The sequence below is a fragment of the Mycobacterium sp. 1164966.3 genome (assembly GCF_001665395.1).
Lineage (GTDB): Bacteria > Actinomycetota > Actinomycetes > Mycobacteriales > Mycobacteriaceae > Mycobacterium.
On sequence record NZ_LZSG01000042.1, the window covers coordinates 93,673 to 110,457 of the forward strand.

Consider the following 16,785-nt stretch of genomic DNA (forward strand, 5'->3'; position numbering starts at 1 on the left):
CTCTCACCTTCTGGGATTGGTTGTCACTAACTTTCCGATGATTTCGATTCTGTGCCCTGCTCACCCGCGATGTCAGGGTTATCGCCCGTGTCGGCCCGCTCGGTTTCTCCGGCTGCCGACTCGACGGCGTCCGCCGCAATCGTGTCGCCCGACACCGTGTCCACGACACCGACCAGCGCGTGGCGCAAGACCTGGTCACCCAGCTTGTAGCCCTGTCGCATGACCGTCCCGATCACCGGCCTGGACCCTTCGCCGCCGTCGCCCTCGTGCTGCACGGCTTCGTGCAGGACGGGGTCGAAGTCCTCGCCCTCGGCGCCGAAAGCCGTCAGGCCGAACGTGGTCAGCGCACTCGCCAGTTTGTCGGCGACCGACTTCAGCGGACCCGATTCCAGATCGCCGTGCTTGCGGGCCCGGTCGAGATCGTCGAGCACGCCCAGCAATTGACTCACGACGCTGGCCTTGGCACGATCCGCCGCCGCTTGCTGGTCGCGCAGCGCCCGCTTGCGGTAGTTGGCGAAATCGGCCTGCACCCGCTGCAGGTCCGCGGTGAGCTCGGCGACCTTAGTTGCCGCCCCAGCCGGGGTCTCTCCGGTCGTCTGGCCCGCCGGCGCGCCCCCTCCCGGCCCGTCGCCGGGAGGGGTGTGCCGAACTTCGCCCGTTTCGGGATCGATCCGCCGTTTGTCGGTGACCGTTACCTGTTCCGGATTTGCTTCCGTCACTTCGACTCCCGGTCGTCGTCAACCACCTCCGCGTCCACGACGTCGTCGGATGAGCCACCGGCGGTGCCGGCGCCGGGCTGCGGGCCAGCACCATCAGCGGCGCCGCCCTGAGCGGCCTGGGTGGCTTCGTAGATCGCCTGTCCCAGGGCCTGCGACTCCTGGCCCAGCTTCTCCATCGCGGACTTGATCGCGGCGATGTCGCTGCCACCAAGGGCTGTCTTCGCCTCTGCCACTGCGGCATCGACCTTGTTCAGCGTGTCCTCGGGGACCTTCGAACCGCCTTCGGCTTCGCGTTGTTCCTTGACGAACTTCTCCGTCTGGTAGACCAGCGTTTCGGCCTGGTTGCGAACGTCGGCCTCTTCGCGACGCTTACGGTCCTCCTCGGCGTGCGCCTCGGCGTCCTTGATCATCCGGTCGATCTCTTCCTTGGACAGGCCAGAGCCTTCCTGGATCCGGATGGTGTTTTCCTTGCCGGTGCCCTTGTCCTTGGCCGTGACGTGCACGATGCCGTTGGCGTCGATGTCGAAAGTGACCTCGATCTGCGGGACCCCGCGCGGAGCCGGCGGGATACCGGTCAGCTCGAACGAGCCGAGCAGCTTGTTGTGTGCGGCGATCTCGCGCTCACCCTGGTAGACCTGGATCTGCACCGACGGCTGGTTGTCGTCGGCGGTGGTGAAGGTCTCCGACCGCTTGGTGGGGATCGTGGTGTTGCGCTCGATGAGCTTGGTCATCACGCCACCCTTGGTCTCGATACCCAGGCTCAGCGGCGTGACGTCCAGCAGCAGAACGTCTTTCACCTCACCCTTGAGGACACCCGCCTGCAGTGCGGCACCAACGGCCACCACCTCGTCGGGGTTGACGCCCTTGTTGGGCTCCTTGCCGCCAGTCATCTCCTTGACCAGGTCGCTGACCGCGGGCATCCGGGTCGAGCCGCCGACCAGCACCACGTGGTCGATGTCGGAAACCGAGATACCGGCGTCCTTGATGACCTGCTGGAAGGGCTGACGGGTGCGGTCCAGCAGATCCTGAGTGATGCGCTGGAACTCGGCACGGGTGAGCTGCTCGTCGAGGAACAACGGGTTCTTGTCCGCGTCGACGGTGATGTACGGCAGGTTGATCGACGTGCTGCCCGACGAGGACAGCTCGATCTTGGCCTTCTCGGCCGCTTCCCGCAGCCGCTGCATGGCCATCTTGTCCTTGGTCAGGTCGATGCCGCTGGTTCCCTTGAACTTGTCAACCAGCCAGTTGACGATCCGGTCGTCCCAGTCGTCGCCGCCCAGGTGGTTGTCACCGCTGGTGGCACGAACCTCCACCACGCCCTCGCCGATTTCCAGCAGCGAGACGTCGAAAGTGCCGCCACCGAGGTCGAAGACCAGAATGGTCTGTTCCTTCTCACCCTTGTCCAGGCCGTAGGCCAGCGCCGCCGCGGTGGGTTCGTTGACGATGCGCAGCACGTTGAGACCGGCGATCTGGCCGGACTCCTTGGTGGCCTGACGCTGGGCGTCGTTGAAGTAGGCGGGCACGGTGATGACCGCATCGGTGATGTCCTCACCGAGATAGGCCTCCGCGTCGCGCTTCAGCTTCATCAAGATCCGCGCGCTGATCTCCTGCGCGGTGTATTTCTTACCGTCGATCTCGATGGACCAGTCGGTGCCCATGTGCCGCTTGACCGAACGAACCGTGCGGTCGACGTTGGTCACCGCCTGGTTCTTGGCCGGCTGGCCGACGAGCACTTCGCCATTACGCGCGAAAGCGACGACCGACGGCGTGGTCCGGGAGCCTTCGGAGTTAGCGACTACGACTGGGTCGCCACCTTCCAGCACGGACACGACGGAGTTGGTGGTCCCGAGGTCGATACCGACCGCACGAGCCATAGTGATTCCTCCTGAGTAGTTAGCTTCTTTTCTTGCACTATGCTGAGTGAACCCCGCTCAAGACTGCTACCGCCGAACTCCGGCTGTCAACTCAGACTTGAGCCTAATTCACTCAACTTGTTGATCATCCTAACGGCAGTCGGCGACATCTTGTTCCCGGGGTCGCGAAGCCGTTGAGTGTGAAGCGGTGGCTTTGAGCGTGAAGTTACGGCTCTGCGGGTGTAACCAGGGCGAGGCTAAGGGCCAGATCCCGCCCTACGGGCACACCCAAAGCCATAACTTCACACTCAACGCCGTGACCTCACAATGAACGCCGAGCACCCGGGCCCAAGGTTATAGAGCAGTTGCTCTGTTACCATGACCGTCATGCCCCGCCCGCGCGTCCACGACCCCGACCGCGTCCTCGACGCCGCCGAGTCGCTGGCGGTGTCCGCCGGCCCCGCAGCGGTGACCGTCCGGGCGATCAGCGCGGCCGTCGGCGTTTCCAACGGCGCGCTGTATCACACCTTCGGATCGCGGACGGGACTGCTGGCCCGGGCGTGGCTGCGCGCCGGACAGCGATTTCTGGAAGCGCAGACCGCATCGGTGGACAAAGCGCCGACGGGAGTCCAGGCCGTGCTGGCCGTCGCGGACACGCCGGCAGTTTTCGCCGAGCAGTATCCGAACTCGGGTCCGCTGCTATTGACCGTGCCGAAAGACGAACTCCTGAACTCAGACCTTCCCGACGAGATCGCCACTGAGATAAGGGATCTCGAGAAGACCCTGGTCGGTTTGATGATTCGGCTCGCGGTCAGCGTCTGGGACCGCAAAGACGCCGCAGCCGTAGACACCATCACCATATGCGTCGTCGATCTGCCCACGGCAATCCTGTTGCGCCGTAACCGCCTGGGCAGCAAGACGGCGCGAAAGCAACTGCGCGCCGCCGTCACGGCCGTGCTCGACGTCGGCCCCCCACCGGAAAGGACAACACCATGACAATCACCCTCGACTACGACGAGAAGATCGCCATCCTGAACCTGGGCGACGACGAAAACCGCTTCTCCCCCGACTTTCTCGACGACATCAACACCCGGCTCGACGAGGTCGTCGCCAGCGGCGCAGACGGCCTGGTGACGACGGCCACCGGCAAGTTCTACACCAACGGGCTGGATCTGGACTGGCTCACGGCGCACGCCGACCAGACGCAGTGGTACGTCGGGCGGGTCCAGGGACTACTGGCCCGAGTTTTGACTCTGCCCATCCCCACCGCGGCGGCAGTCGTCGGCCACGCGTTCGGCGCCGGGGCGATGCTGGCCCTGGCGCACGATTTCCGGGTCATGCGCGCCGACCGCGGCTACTTCTGCTTCCCCGAAGTCGACATCAACATCCCGTTCACTGCCGGCATGGCGGCGCTGATCCAGGCCAAACTGGCGCCGCAGACTGCGGTCGCCTCGATGACGACCGGTCGCCGCTTCGGCGGCGACGAGGCCGCCAGCATCGGCATCGTCGACAGCGCCGCCGCCGAGGGCGCCGTGACCGACGCGGCGGTCGGCCTGCTGCGCCCGCTCGGCGGAAAGAACCAGGGCACGCTGGGCGCCATCAAACAGACCATGTTCGCCCCCGCGGTGGCTACGCTTACCGCGGAGGGAACCGCCACATGACCGAGCTCATCGACCGGACCAAGATGTTCGGGCTGATCGAGCAGCGGATCGCGAAGACGACGAACTCACGCCACCTCCTGATGCTCAACCGGCTGCTGCAGCAGGCCAGAGGCGAGGTCGATCTAAATCTCGACCTGGTGATGTCGACGCTCACCGCCGACCCGCGCTACATCGCCTGGGGTGCGCCCGCGGATATGAGTCCGGTGGGACGTCAAGCGGTGCGGACTTTCTACGAAGACACGATCGTGCGGGGTGGCCAGTTCTACCTCGAATTCGACATGGATCGCATCGTGGTCGACGACGACACGATCGTCACCGAGGGCAACTTCCGCTCGCTGTACTACGGCGCCGACGCGGTGAAACGAGGTTTTCCCGTTGACGATCCACAGGCGTTCTATCTGCTCACGCTCCGCATGCTGATCGTCTGGCCGTTCGATGCGGAGGGCTTGATCATCGGCGAGGAGACCTATTCCGCGGTCACCACGCCCGATTTCTTGAAGAAAATCGAGACATCTGAGGTGCCGCGGCAGTTCCGCGAGTTCATCGACGCCCGATAGTGGTTAATCTCCTCAGATGAGCGGCGCATCAATACCCGAGGAACTTCGCCACCGCGATCCCGAGTTCATCCGGGCCGTCCTGCCTCCATTGTGGTTGGCCTCGACGATATGGTTCCGGGCCGAGGTGAACGGGTTCGAGAACGTTCCCGACGAGCCCGTGCTGTTCGTCGGTAATCACAGCGGCGGCGGCTCGACACCGGACACGTTCATCTTCCTGCTCGCCTACAACACCTTCTTCACCGTCGAAGGCCGCCCGCTGTACGGACTGGCGCACGACACCGTCACGGCCGCACCGGTTGTCGGCGGATGGACACGCAAACTCGGCGTGGTTCCCGCCGCCAACTCCTTCGCCGAGCGCATCTTCGAAACCGGCGCTTCCGCGCTCGTCTATCCCGGCGGCGACGTGGAGGCGCTGCGGCCGTGGCGCGACAAGAACAAGATCGTCTTCTCCGGCCGCAAAGGCTTTTTGCGCCTGGCCCATCGATGCAACGTCAAGATCGTGCCCGTGGTCGCCACCGGCGGTCACGACACGTTGGTCATCCTCAACGACGGCCGTCGCACCGCCAAGCTGCTGCGACTGGACAAACTTGCCCGGGTGAAGAGCATGCCGATGACGCTCAGCATCCCCTGGGGGCTGTCGCCGCTACCGCTGCCGCATCTCCCGCTGCCGGCCAAGATCCGCATGCAGGTGCTCGACCCGATCGATCTGCGCGACAGGTTCGGCCAGAAACCGGATTGGGATCACGCGTACGACTATGTCACCAGCGTGATGCAGGTCGGACTTTCCAAGCTGGCCAGCAGAACCGTCGTCCCAATGGTCCGATGACATGACCCAGAAGGTGACCGTTTCCCGCCACGTCCGCCGTCCTATCGACGAAATCAGAGGCTTCGTCACCGACCCGCACAAACTGCTTTCCAAGACGTCCACGCTCAGCCGGTGCCGGTTTGTAGAGTCACGTGACGACGGCGAACTGTGGGATGTCTACCTGGACAGCGGCACAGTGCATTTGGGCGGACGGGTACTCATCGCACCGCCCGACGGCAATCGGCTGCACTGGCAGTCGGTACGGGGAACGCGGCACTCGTTCGACGCACTCGTCGAGCCCGACGGTGAAGGCAGCCGCCTCACAATGGCTTTGGCGTTTTCGGTCACCGGATACGGTATTGCGTGGATCAGCGAGATGATCGGGCGTGGCCTGGTCGCCCGCAATCTGGAAGCCATCGCCGAAGAAGTCCGGCACCACCTCGAATTCGGCGACTAGCGCCGAGGCTTCACGTTGGCGATCATGTGTTGCGTGTTGTACGGCGCCCCGACTAACGTATTCCATTGGCTGCCAAAGACATTGAGTAATTCCAGAGTGGAACCCGGAAGGATGTAGCCGCCGTAATTCTGTGGCACGAAGTTGGCCGCGTCCGGGTCACTCTGCTGCATGACCACCGTCATAACGCCGGTGCTGAATATTTCGGTGGGGCTTTCGGATACCCAGATCTCCACCGCGCCATCGGGGCCGTTTCTGACGTTGAATCCAGAAAGCACTGCGGCGCCGTCGACTTCGCGGAAGCTGAGTTCGCCGAAGTTGGTGTCACTGATCGGGACGGCTTGCTGTCGAGGCGTGCCCCAGCCGGTGCTGCCGTCGCGCAGTCGGACGAAGGGCCGCCACGCGGAGCGGTCGCTGCACGTGTGAGGGTCGGCCTGATAGAGGGTTACTCGGCGGGTGCGGTCGAAAGAGTCGGCGACGATATACACCTTGCCGTCCCGGCTTTGGTACCCGCTGATCTGGGACTGCCCGCCCTTTGCATAGCGCGCGGGACGCCACGAACGTGCGACCGGTTTCCAACCCTTCGACGGATCATCCGTGACCTCCACCAGCCACGAACCTCCCTCGGGCCGCAGCTGATTGGTGCCGACCACCAGCATGTAGGTCTTGCCGTCGACCTGAAAGCTGCCCGCCGGCAACGTGTTCATGCCGCGTGCGCGGCGTGGCGGGACGAACAACGGATTCGAGCTTCCGCTGGGTCCGGTCAGGGGCGCATCGAAATGGGGGCAGCCTGCGTCGTCGAATGTCACCGGCACCGCCACCGAGGGATAGTGCGGGTGGGTGCCTACTTTGCTACCGCCGAACGCGTCGCCGAATACTGCTACATACGACCCGCTGGGTAGCTGAACGATCTCGCCCAGGTCTGCGGCGCCGATGCCCGGGATCCCTTTGCGCGCACCGGTCCCGGCGATCGGCCCGAGGTTGCGAACCTCGCCGCGCCGCAGCGCCGGTCGGGCGGGGTCATGCTCCACCGGGTCATTATCGCCGTTATTCGCTGGTGCAGCCGGAATCGCTGGTCGCGGTAACGCTTTGCCATCGGGGCGGTTTCAAAGGCGCGTCGCAGCTGTAACTCGCCTTACCTCGGCCGTAATCTGACTCCAATATCTCTGATTTCCCAGGAGTAGCGCGTGCTCTTATCGCGAAAAGCACGGTGCGGCGCCGCTTTAGGGTCGCTGCTGTTGACGGGTAGCGCTCTTGTTGCCGGCTGCAGCACCCTCATCGAGGGCAAGCCAGTCGCGGTGCCGGGCACGGGGCCAACCGAGCCGTCGTTCCCCACGCCGCGGGAGACCGCCACAGCGATGCCGACCGCGGCCCCGCTCCCGCCTCCGGCGCCGACGAGCCCCAACCCACCGGGCGGCACCATCCCACTGAAGCCCGACCAGAATGGCTACGTCTTCATCGAGACCAAATCCGGTCTGACGCGCTGCCAGATCAACGCCAACAGCGTCGGGTGTGAAGCCGCGTTCACCAACTCGCCGTTGCAGGACGGCGAGCACGCCAACGGGGTCAACATCAACGCCAACGGCTCCGTGCAGTGGGTCCTGGGCAACCTCGGGGCCATCCCGGCCGTCACCATCGACTACAAGACCTACGACGCCCAGGGCTGGACAATCGACGCCACCGCTGAGGGCACCCGTTTCACGAACAACAACACCCGCCACGGCATGTTCGTCAGCATCCAAAAGGTCGACACGTTCTGAGCGCCTGAAAAGCGAGCTCAGCGCATCATCGGACTGACTTCCGCAGCTGATTTGATCGCCCCATCCAGGCTGTCCGCGACGCTGCCAAGACCGTCATCAAGCGACCGGATCTCGGTGTCGTTGTCCCGCCAGACCTCGCGCATCCCGCGACGGCCTAGTAGCTCGATACCAAAATCGAGACAGAGAAGTCGACGGGTGTGATTCCTGCAGCGGATATGGTGAAGCCTTTGCCTGAGGGAACGGTACAGGTAACGCCACTGGGTGCCGACTTACAGGTGAATGGGCCGGTTGTGACGGTTTGGCCGTCTTCGATGTTCGGCATACCAGGCGGTGGGTTGCCGTTCAGGCCGCCCATGGGCCCACGCCACCGACCTTGTCGATCGTGATGTGAGTCAGGTATCCGGGAGGTGCGTCGGGCGGGGGGAATCCCGTGCCGGGGCCGAAGATAGTCGTGGCGATCTCGTCGAGCAGTGCGGGAGCACCGCCCTCCTCGACACGCGCCCTGCCCCTGATCGACAGATAGGGTGTCTGTGGCCCGCTGCGGTTGGTGGACACGATGGTCACCGCCACTCGGGGATCACGCCGGATGTTGCGGATCTTCTGATGCTCCTGCAGATGAGCGGTGACCAACTCATCACCGCCATCAGCGGTGCTCTGCACCGTCACCCAGACCAGGCTGACTTGCGGGCTGCCGTCGCGATTGATCGTGACCAGCGTTGCGGGGTCGGAACCGATCAGTTGGCGTGCGACGTCGTTGAGTCTCACGATGTTCATTGCGTTCTCCTGAGTCGTCATTTCGGATGTCTTATCCATACGACGAACAAGCTGTGCGTAGACCGACAGCCCGCGACAAACCAACCGAGGCGGGCCTACCGACTCGGTTTCGCCGGTGCCGGACCAGCGGCGCGCAGAGGGGTCGGCAGTGCAAGCATCCCCGGCTGACCTACCAAGGTCGATGAAGCTTACGGCGGCCAACAGGTGAGGTCAGTACCATCGGTGCCGTGGCAAACTATGGCCCACCCGATGACTTCAACCGGCAGTCGACCCAACGGGTGCCGTGGGACCAATTTCAACCCGGCCAGCAACCGCCGCCGCCGAACGTTCCGCCGCCCACCCAGGAGGCGTACCAACCGCCACAACCGCAAGTTCCGTACGAGGGGTACCAGGCGCCAGAACCGGCCGACCCGGACGCCCAACCCTCACCGTGGTACCGCAGGCCGCTGGGGCTGGCGCTGTGGGTTCTGCTTGTCCTGGTCCTGATTGCGCTGATCGTGTACGGCATCACCCAGCTGACGGAAGGGGGCGAAGGCACCCCCAGCACCTCGACGACGAGCACGACGACCACCACCGAGTCGACCACGGCCACCCCAACCACCACGACGCCCTCGGAGTCCACCACGCCACCGGAGTCGACGACCACCCCGCCTGCGGCACCGCCGCCACCGTCGGGAGCCCCGCCGCCCCCGCGCCGGCCCACCCAGCAACCGCCGCAGCAGCCGTCACAGCAACCTTCGCCGGCGCCGTCGAAGCAACCACACAAACACCTGCCGCCGCTGCCGTCGGTGATAACGATTCCGGGGGTGCCGACCCCGATTACGCTGCCGCCTGCCCCCTAACAACCCGGTCGCGGCGAGGTCGCGTTTTGACGATCGACCGGTGCGCAATCACATCGCCACATTCCCAGGCGATACGCTCAGCGGCCGTGGCAAGGAACGACCCGTCGGACTACGGCGCCAACGACCCCGCGGCCCACGGCAACCTCGGCTATGCCGGCAACAGCGGCGCAGAGTTCGAGCCGGAACCCGTCCCCGCCTGGCGCAAACCCGTAGGGTTGCTCGGAATCGGCCTACTCATCGCGGTGCTGATCGGGCTGATCATCTTCGGCGTCCTCGAGCTCATGCATGGCCCGGGGTCGACGCCGGCGCCTACTACGTCGAGGCCCACGACCGCGACGACGACCGCCCACACCACCTCGTCGCCGACGACCACCACAACGACCCCAACGACGACGGCGACCACCACCACACCGCCGCCGGCGATAACCACCATCCCCACCGGCGTGGAAACCGACACCCCCACCACCGGCTCCTCGCAGCCGCACCACCTGCCGCACCTACCGCACTTTTGACAGGGCCGGTACCGGACCGACTAAACACTATGGTGAGGACCGTGAGCCGAATGCCGGCACTGAGACAAGCACGGGAGTATGCGATATGAGCGAGCCACTCGGGTTGTCGATCGGGGTGGCCAACCTGGTCGCGGTCCGCGCGGGTGGCACTCCGGTGACGCGTAGTTCGGTGCTGACCCTGTACGACGATCAGCCAACCGAAGTCGGCCTGCCGGAAGAGAACCCGAACCTGACCAAGCCCGGCCTGGTGATGCGCGGCTTCGTTGAGCGGGTCGGCGACCGGAACCCATTGGTGGCGGCCGACGGCACGAAGTACCTGGGCGACGCCCTGATGGTGGAAGCGCTCGAAGCGCTGGCGCGCACGGTCGGCTATGGATCGCCGATCACCATCGCGGTCCCTGCGTATTGGTCCGAGGCCCAGTCCGCGGCAGTGCGCACTGAGTTCTTCGCCCAACCCGGACTGGCCGCCGAGGGCGTCACTCCGGTTTTGATCTCCGACGCCGCGGCCGGCCTCGCGGCGCTGCGGACCAAACCGGGATTTCCGAGGGACGGCGTTGTCGCACTGTGCGACTTCGGCGCCGGCGGCACCAGCGTCACCTTGATCAATGCCAGTTCGAATTTTCAGCAGATCGGCCCCTCCGTTCGATACAGCAACTTTTCCGGCGAGTCGATCGATCAGCTGATCGCCAACTACGTGCGGTCCGGCGGCCAGGACGCCGCCACCAGTACCAATGTCGCGGCCGCCGGCCGCCCGGCACCGCCCACCCTGCTCGGCGAATGCCGGCGCGCCAAGGAACAACTGTCGAGCGGCACGACGGCCACCATCGCGACGGGCCAGGGCGCGGATTTCCGGCTGTCCCGCACAGAACTCGAGCACCTGATCTCCGCCCCCCTGGACCAATTCCTGGCCACTCTCGCGGAGGTATTGCAGCGCAATGGAATTCCGCACGCCGGTCTGGCGGCTGTGGCAGTCCTCGGCGGCGGCGCCAGCATTCCGCTGATCACTGCCCGCCTCTCGGAACGCCTGCGGGTCCCAGTTCTCACCACCCTCGAACCCATGTTCAGCGCCGCCATCGGAGCGGCGGCACTCGGCTCGCAGCATTTGTCGGCGGGCGCGGCAACCGCAGCAGGCGCCGCCGTGGAACTTCCGACCGAGCTGGTCGGCACGCCGGAAACGACAGCATTGCGCAACCAGGACGCCGACACCGACAAGCCCACCTACGCCCTGGCCTGGTCACAGGACTCGGCCACCGGCGAAGAGCCGATCCCCTACACCGGTCCAGAACACTCCGGCGGCTACGGCGTGGAGCCAACCGCACAGGCCACCGGACCCGAGGACCGGCACACCGCCGAACCCGGACCGCTGCCGTGGTACAAGCGCACTGCGCTGGTCGTCAGCGTGGCCGCTGCTCTTGCGGCCGTGCTCCTGGCGGTCGTGCTGGCCCTCACCGTCGGTCACGGCAAGACCACGCCCAAAGAACCGGCGCCATCACAAACGCCGCAAACCGTGACCATCACCGGGCCGAACAACAGCCCCACCACGACGGTTATCCAGCCGCCGCCTGCAAGCAGTCAGCCACCGGCGACCACGACCGCCCAGCCCCCGCCCACGACCACCGCGGCGACCACCACAACGCAACCGCCCACCACCACGACCACTCAGCGCACGACGTCCTCTCAGGCGACGACCACGTCCTCTCAGGCCCCGTCCAGCAGCACGCAACGAACGACGACGGCACCCCCCACGCCGCCGACCCGTCGTCCGTTCGGGCCCGCGGGCTGAGGCGGCAGTCGCCACATCACCGGACCCGGAGAACTGAGGCCGGACCAGCGCGCTTACCGTGCATCCGTGGGAATTTCTCTGGATCCACGTGCATGGATGGGACTCGCGTCGGGCTTGGCGCAGTTCTGGCTTCGCACCAATATCAGGACCCAGCAACAGCTTCTGAACCTGCTGAAGGACCCGCCAGACGATTCGCCGCCCCCGCTGCCCGTCGCCCAAGAGGCCCCACGGTCGCAGTCGCTCGGCGACAAAATGCGCGGGTTGCTCGACCGTGCGCTGGACCAGAGCACCAAGGGCAGTCAGGTCGAGCTCTTCCACCACATCCTCGACCAGCTGGTCGCCGACGAGGCGCGAATCATCGGGGCCCTGTCCGACGGATCGGCATCGCCGGCGATGAACGTCTACGACTGGACGCGCCGCCGCACACCCGGGCGGGCTGTGCTGGAGAACGCCGCTCTCATCGGCCGCACGGCCAACGTCGCCCTGCCGGAAATGGTCCCCACGTACATCAGCCACCTGCTGTCGCTCGGCTTGGTGGAGATCGGCCCGGAGGACCCGGACCTGAAGGACGAGTACGAGATCCTGAGTGCCGAACCCACCGTTTTGCGGTCCATCGAGAGCGCCTCCCGCGGGCCGCTGCCCGCCAAGGTAGAGAAGCTGACGTTGACGTTGTCTCCGCTGGGCCAGTCGCTGTGGGCTGCGACGATGCAAGAGGACTGACCATGACGAGTGCTGTGGTCGCGTTGCAGACCTGGAACGAGATCAAGCACGACGTCGGCGCCAACTGGCTTATCTACCTGTCAATGCCGCTGGTGGCGGCATTCGTCGGGTGGAGCACGAAGATCGTGGCGCTGGAGATGGTCTATCGCCCGCTCGAGTTCAAGGGCATCGGGCCCTTCGGCTGGCAGGGCATCGTGCCCAGGCGCGCCGGAAAGGTCGGATCCAAGACCATCGACTTGCTGACGTCGAACCTGCTCAAACCCGAGGAGCTGCTGGACCGGATCGATGCCGGCGAAGCCGTGGACGCCTTGCGCGATCCGCTGGTGCAGTCGGTCGACGAGATCTCGCGCGACCTCGCCGAGGAGATCCGGCCCGGCTTGTGGGATTCGTTGCCCGAGGCCGCCCGCAAGGCCATCCAGGCCCGGATTCAGGCGCAAGCTCCGCGGTTGATCGAAAACCTGCTCACGGAGATGAAGGCCGATCTGACCCGCTACGTCGACCTGCAGTTCCTTGCCGTCACCACCTTGGTGCGCAACAAGGAGAAACTCGTCAAGCTGATGCGCGGCGTGACCGACGACGCGATGGCGTTCGTCCGGCGCAGCGGAATCTACTTCGGCCTGGGCATCGGCCTGGTCCAGATGGTCGCGTGGGCGCTGTTCAAGAACCCGTGGATCATGCCGGCATTCGGCTTCACGGTCGGCTTCATCAGCGACTACATCGCGTTGAACATGCTGTTCCGGCCGATACATCAGCGGAAGATCCTCGGCCTGTTCCCCTTCCAGGGTCTGCTCCACGCTCAGCGCGACAAGATCACCCGCGACTACGCCAAGATCTTGGCCGACGACCTGTTCGCGCCCGAGATCCTGTTCGACGGCGTGATCAAGGGTCCGGGCGCCGACAAGCTGTTTGCCCTGGTTGCCAAGGAAGTCGACGAGGCGATCGACGCGCAGACCGGTCCCGCGCGGCCGCTGATCACGCTGACCGTCGGCACCCAGCGCTATCGCGAACTCAAGGACAGGGTGGTGAACCTGGTTCTCGAGCGCCTGCCGTCGACACTGCTCGAAGCGCAGCACTACGCGACCACGGTGATCGATCTGGAGAAGACGATTGTCGAGAAGATGAGCGAGCTCACGCACGAGCAGTACGAATCGATCCTGCGTCCGGTGTTCAAAGACGACGAGCCGCTGATGATCGCGGTCGGGGCCGTCCTCGGTGGCGTCGTGGGCGAGATTCAAGTGCAACTGATCGAGCTGTTGGGCCGCTGACGGCTGCCGCCGCGGTCGGCAACTTAGGGCAGCCTTTCTCGCGTGGAAAACCCCACAGATGTCACTATTGGCAGGTTAAGCAGCCAGCTAGTACAGGCGTGTAACTAAAGCATTTGGGGAGATCTCCGTGGATCAGACGCTCATCAGATTGATCCTGGGCCTGGGCATGACCGCGCTGGTGGGCCTGTTGGCGCTGAAGCGCGTCTGGTGGTTGTACAAGCTCGTCACGGCGGGCCAGCCGGCACCGGGGCGCACCGACGATCTCGGCAGCCGGGTCTGGGCCGAGGTCTCCGAGGTGTTCGGCCAGCGCAAGCTGTTGAAGTGGTCGCTGCCGGGCCTGGCGCACTTCTTCACCATGTGGGGCTTCTTCATCCTGCTGACGGTCTACATCGAGGCATACGGCGTGGTGTTCCAGCCGAACTTCCATATCCCGATCATCGGCCGCTGGGACGCGCTGGGCTTCCTGCAGGACTTCTTCGCGCTGGCCGTGCTGACCGGCATCGTCACCTTCGCGATCATCCGGATGCGCAGCGAGCCAGAGGAATACGGCCGGCAGTCCCGGTTCTACGGTTCACACACCGGCGGCGCGTGGCTGATCCTGTTCATGATCTTCAACGTCATCTGGACCTACGCCATCTTCCGCGGGGCGTCGGTGAACGCCCTGAAGGACGAATTCCCTTACGGCAAAGGCGCATTCTTCAGCCACACGATGGGTCACCTGATGGCCGGTCTGGGTCAGCACACCAACGAGATCATCGAGACCGTAGCGCTGATGCTGCACATCGGCGTCATGCTGGCCTTCCTGCTGATCGTGTTGCACTCCAAGCACCTGCACATCTTCCTGGCGCCGATCAACGTCGTCTTCAAGCGCCTGCCCGACGGGCTGGGCCCGCTGCTTCCGGTCGAGGCGGACGGCAAGCCGATCGACTTCGAAAACCCGCCCGACGACGCCGAATTCGGGCGCGGCAAGATCGAGGACTTCACCTGGAAAGGCATGCTCGACTTCGCCACCTGCACCGAATGTGGCCGCTGCCAATCGCAATGCCCGGCGTGGAATACCGGCAAGCCGCTGTCGCCCAAGCTCGTCATCATGGACCTGCGCGACCACTGGATGGCCAAGGCGCCCTACATCCTCGGCGAGAAGGAAACTCCCCTCGAAAGCACTCCCGAAGGCGGACTCGGTGACGACCTGCGCGGCGAAAAGCACGCCGAGGAGCACCACGTCCCCGAGTCGGGCTTCGGCCGCGTACTCGGCTCCGGGCCGGAGCAGGCCAGCCGCCCGTTGGTCGGCACCGTCGAGCAGGGCGGCGTGATCGACCCCGACGTGTTGTGGTCATGCGTCACCTGCGGGGCGTGCGTGGAGCAGTGTCCCGTCGACATCGAGCACGTCGACCACATCGTCGATATGCGGCGCTATCAGGTGATGATGGAGTCCGAATTTCCCTCCGAGCTGTCGGTGCTGTTCAAGAACCTGGAGAACAAAGCCAACCCGTGGGGCCAGAACGCCTCCGACCGGACCAACTGGATCGACGAGGTCGACTTCGACGTCCCGGTCTACGGCGAAGACGTGGACAGCTTCGACGGCTACGAGTACCTGTTCTGGGTGGGTTGCGCGGGCGCCTACGACGACAAGGCCAAGAAGACCACCAAAGCTGTCGCGGAACTGCTTTCCATCGCCGGCGTCAAATACCTGGTGCTGGGCGCCGGGGAAACCTGCAACGGCGACTCGGCGCGTCGGTCCGGCAACGAATTCCTGTTCCAGCAACTCGCTCAGCAGGCGGTCGAGACCCTGGACGGGGTGTTCGAGGGCGTGGAAACCGTCGACCGCAAGATCGTCGTCACCTGCCCGCACTGCTTCAACACCATCGGCAAGGAATACCGCCAACTGGGCGCCAACTTCACTGTGCTGCACCACACGCAGCTGCTCAACCGGCTGATCCGGGACAAGCGGCTGGTCCCGGTTACCCCGGTCTCCCAGGACATCACCTACCACGACCCGTGCTACCTGGGCCGGCACAACAAGGTCTACGAGGCGCCGCGCGAGCTGATCGGAGCGGCCGGGGCGAACCTGACCGAAATGCCGCGCCACGCCGAACGCAGCTTCTGCTGCGGGGCCGGCGGCGCCCGGATGTGGATGGAAGAGCACATCGGCAAGCGGATCAACCACGAACGCGTGGACGAGGCGCTGGCCACCGGCGCTGCCACGATCGCCACCGGCTGCCCGTTCTGCCGGGTGATGGTCACCGACGGTGTGAACGACCGCGCCGAAGAGGCGGGCCGCAGCGGCGTCGAGGTGCTCGACGTGGCCCAGGTGCTGCTCGGGTCGCTGGACCGCGACCAGGTGAAGCTGCCGGAAAAGGGCACGGCCGCCAAGGAGGCCTCGGCGCGGGCCGCGACCGCCGAGAAGACCGAGAAGGCCGAGCCGAAGGCCGCCGCGCCGGCCGCACCGGCTGAGGCCGCCGAAGAGGCCAAAGCACCCGAAGCACCCGCCGCAAAGCCAGCCGCGGCCGCGCCGGTCAAGGGACTGGGCCTGGCCGGCGGGGCCAAGAAGCCCGGCGCCAAGAAGCCCGGCGCCAAGAAGGCCGCGGCTCCGGCAGCCGAGAAACCGGCCGCTGAGACCGCCGAAGAGACCAAAGCGCCCGAAGCCGCCGCTCCAGCGGCACCGGCTGCACCGGCTAAGGGGCTGGGCCTGGCCGCGGGCGCCAAGCGGCCCGGTACCAAGAAAGCCGGCGCCAAGCCCGCCGCAGCACCGGCGGCGGAAAAGCCGGCCGAGCCTGAGGCGACCGAGGCGCCAGCTGAATCGGCCAAACCCGCTGCGCCGGTCAAGGGTCTGGGCATCGCCGCCGGCGCCAAGCGGCCGGGCGCGAAGAAAGCCGCGCCCAAACCGCAAGCGACCCCAACGGCTGAGGCGCCGGCCAAGGCCGCCGAGCCGGAGGCTGAAGCGAAGCCGGAAGCAAAGCCGGAGCCCGAGCCGTCGTCGGAAACAGACGGTGAGTCGACACCTCCGGCCGCGCCGGTAAAGGGGCTGGGCATCGCCCGCGGAGCCCGTCCGCCAGGTAAACGCTGATCACGACTTAGCT

Annotated in this window: 17 protein-coding genes; 12 read left to right on the top strand and 5 right to left on the bottom strand. The window is 65.5% G+C overall.

What is annotated here, in order from left to right; genetic code table 11:
- Nucleotides 1-26: 26 nt before the first annotated feature.
- Together grpE and dnaK are read right to left on the bottom strand one after the other, a co-directional pair.
- Nucleotides 27-719 carry a nucleotide exchange factor GrpE gene (gene grpE / locus A9W99_RS15390; protein ID WP_067379416.1) on the bottom strand — a complete coding sequence of 231 codons (693 nt, stop codon included), beginning with the start codon at nt 717-719 and terminating at the stop codon, nt 27-29.
- On the bottom strand, nt 716-2,593 hold the full coding sequence (dnaK, locus tag A9W99_RS15395) for a molecular chaperone DnaK (protein ID WP_067379418.1): 1,878 nt from the start codon (nt 2,591-2,593) through the stop codon (nt 716-718). The genes grpE and dnaK overlap by 4 nt, the downstream gene beginning before the upstream one ends.
- A gap of 366 nt (nt 2,594-2,959) precedes the next feature.
- On the opposite strand from dnaK, the gene A9W99_RS15400 reads away from it, so the two are divergent.
- Genes A9W99_RS15400 through A9W99_RS15420 form a run of 5 tightly spaced genes read left to right on the top strand, consistent with a single transcriptional unit; the run spans nt 2,960 to nt 6,052 of the window.
- A complete protein-coding gene (locus A9W99_RS15400) occupies nt 2,960-3,568 on the top strand; it encodes a TetR/AcrR family transcriptional regulator (RefSeq protein WP_067379521.1) in 609 nt (202 codons plus the stop codon).
- Nucleotides 3,565-4,233: an enoyl-CoA hydratase-related protein gene (locus A9W99_RS15405; RefSeq protein ID WP_067379420.1), complete on the top strand. Its 669-nt coding sequence runs from the start codon at nt 3,565-3,567 to the stop codon at nt 4,231-4,233. The genes A9W99_RS15400 and A9W99_RS15405 overlap by 4 nt, the downstream gene beginning before the upstream one ends.
- Nucleotides 4,230-4,790: a nuclear transport factor 2 family protein gene (locus tag A9W99_RS15410; protein WP_067379422.1), complete on the top strand. Its 561-nt coding sequence runs from the start codon at nt 4,230-4,232 to the stop codon at nt 4,788-4,790. Before A9W99_RS15405 ends, A9W99_RS15410 begins: the two co-directional genes overlap by 4 nt.
- Nucleotides 4,791-4,806: 16 nt before the next feature.
- Nucleotides 4,807-5,616, top strand: coding sequence for a 1-acyl-sn-glycerol-3-phosphate acyltransferase (locus A9W99_RS15415; protein WP_067379426.1), 810 nt, complete (start codon nt 4,807-4,809; stop codon nt 5,614-5,616).
- Nucleotide 5,617: 1 nt separating this feature from the next.
- On the top strand, nt 5,618-6,052 hold the full coding sequence (locus tag A9W99_RS15420) for an SRPBCC family protein (RefSeq protein WP_067379429.1): 435 nt from the start codon (nt 5,618-5,620) through the stop codon (nt 6,050-6,052).
- On the opposite strand, the gene A9W99_RS15425 is transcribed toward A9W99_RS15420, so the two are convergent.
- Nucleotides 6,049-7,080, bottom strand: coding sequence for a DUF4185 domain-containing protein (locus A9W99_RS15425; protein ID WP_253869891.1), 1,032 nt, complete (start codon nt 7,078-7,080; stop codon nt 6,049-6,051). The genes A9W99_RS15420 and A9W99_RS15425 overlap by 4 nt on opposite strands.
- A gap of 156 nt (nt 7,081-7,236) precedes the next feature.
- Here A9W99_RS15425 and A9W99_RS15430 point away from each other — a divergent pair, with 156 nt between their 5' ends.
- Complete coding sequence (locus A9W99_RS15430) at nt 7,237-7,809, top strand: hypothetical protein (RefSeq protein WP_067379432.1); 573 nt, start codon at nt 7,237-7,239, stop codon at nt 7,807-7,809.
- A gap of 17 nt (nt 7,810-7,826) precedes the next feature.
- Here the strand turns inward: A9W99_RS15430 and A9W99_RS27555 are convergent, their stop codons facing one another.
- The gene (locus tag A9W99_RS27555; RefSeq protein WP_256389951.1) at nt 7,827-7,952 is read right to left on the bottom strand and encodes a hypothetical protein; all 126 of its coding nucleotides are present in this window, start codon (nt 7,950-7,952) and stop codon (nt 7,827-7,829) included.
- Nucleotides 7,953-8,151: 199 nt separating this feature from the next.
- A complete protein-coding gene (locus A9W99_RS15435; RefSeq protein ID WP_082930016.1) occupies nt 8,152-8,583 on the bottom strand; it encodes a TIGR03618 family F420-dependent PPOX class oxidoreductase in 432 nt (143 codons plus the stop codon).
- A gap of 227 nt (nt 8,584-8,810) precedes the next feature.
- Between A9W99_RS15435 and A9W99_RS15440 the strand changes: the two genes are divergently transcribed.
- The 6 genes from A9W99_RS15440 to A9W99_RS15465 all read left to right on the top strand — a co-directional run bounded on the left by A9W99_RS15440 (nt 8,811) and on the right by A9W99_RS15465 (nt 16,772).
- Nucleotides 8,811-9,425, top strand: a complete 615-nt coding sequence (locus tag A9W99_RS15440) for a hypothetical protein (RefSeq protein ID WP_067379435.1) — start codon at nt 8,811-8,813, stop codon at nt 9,423-9,425.
- A gap of 86 nt (nt 9,426-9,511) precedes the next feature.
- The gene (locus A9W99_RS15445) at nt 9,512-9,937 is read left to right on the top strand and encodes an oligopeptide transporter substrate-binding protein (RefSeq protein ID WP_156623116.1); all 426 of its coding nucleotides are present in this window, start codon (nt 9,512-9,514) and stop codon (nt 9,935-9,937) included.
- A gap of 85 nt (nt 9,938-10,022) precedes the next feature.
- Complete coding sequence (locus tag A9W99_RS15450) at nt 10,023-11,720, top strand: Hsp70 family protein (RefSeq protein WP_067379437.1); 1,698 nt, start codon at nt 10,023-10,025, stop codon at nt 11,718-11,720.
- A gap of 66 nt (nt 11,721-11,786) precedes the next feature.
- A complete protein-coding gene (locus A9W99_RS15455; RefSeq protein ID WP_253869894.1) occupies nt 11,787-12,440 on the top strand; it encodes an Abi-alpha family protein in 654 nt (217 codons plus the stop codon).
- 2 nt (nt 12,441-12,442) lie between these two features.
- The gene (locus tag A9W99_RS15460) at nt 12,443-13,705 is read left to right on the top strand and encodes a hypothetical protein (RefSeq protein ID WP_067379444.1); all 1,263 of its coding nucleotides are present in this window, start codon (nt 12,443-12,445) and stop codon (nt 13,703-13,705) included.
- Between the two features lie 166 nt (nt 13,706-13,871).
- On the top strand, nt 13,872-16,772 hold the full coding sequence (locus tag A9W99_RS15465; protein ID WP_067379529.1) for a (Fe-S)-binding protein: 2,901 nt from the start codon (nt 13,872-13,874) through the stop codon (nt 16,770-16,772).
- Nucleotides 16,773-16,785 lie beyond the last annotated feature (13 nt).

Coding starts and splice junctions, on each gene's coding strand:
- dnaK (WP_067379418.1), bottom strand. CDS start 2,593: ATGGCTCGTGCGGTCGGTATCGACCTCGGGACCACCAACTCCGTCGTG.
- A9W99_RS15400 (WP_067379521.1), top strand. CDS start 2,960: ATGCCCCGCCCGCGCGTCCACGACCCCGACCGCGTCCTCGACGCCGCC.
- A9W99_RS15405 (WP_067379420.1), top strand. CDS start 3,565: ATGACAATCACCCTCGACTACGACGAGAAGATCGCCATCCTGAACCTG.
- A9W99_RS15410 (WP_067379422.1), top strand. CDS start 4,230: ATGACCGAGCTCATCGACCGGACCAAGATGTTCGGGCTGATCGAGCAG.
- A9W99_RS15415 (WP_067379426.1), top strand. CDS start 4,807: ATGAGCGGCGCATCAATACCCGAGGAACTTCGCCACCGCGATCCCGAG.
- A9W99_RS15420 (WP_067379429.1), top strand. CDS start 5,618: ATGACCCAGAAGGTGACCGTTTCCCGCCACGTCCGCCGTCCTATCGAC.
- A9W99_RS27555 (WP_256389951.1), bottom strand. CDS start 7,952: ATGCGCGAGGTCTGGCGGGACAACGACACCGAGATCCGGTCGCTTGAT.
- A9W99_RS15435 (WP_082930016.1), bottom strand. CDS start 8,583: ATGAACATCGTGAGACTCAACGACGTCGCACGCCAACTGATCGGTTCC.
- A9W99_RS15450 (WP_067379437.1), top strand. CDS start 10,023: ATGAGCGAGCCACTCGGGTTGTCGATCGGGGTGGCCAACCTGGTCGCG.
- A9W99_RS15460 (WP_067379444.1), top strand. CDS start 12,443: ATGACGAGTGCTGTGGTCGCGTTGCAGACCTGGAACGAGATCAAGCAC.
- A9W99_RS15465 (WP_067379529.1), top strand. CDS start 13,872: ATGACCGCGCTGGTGGGCCTGTTGGCGCTGAAGCGCGTCTGGTGGTTG.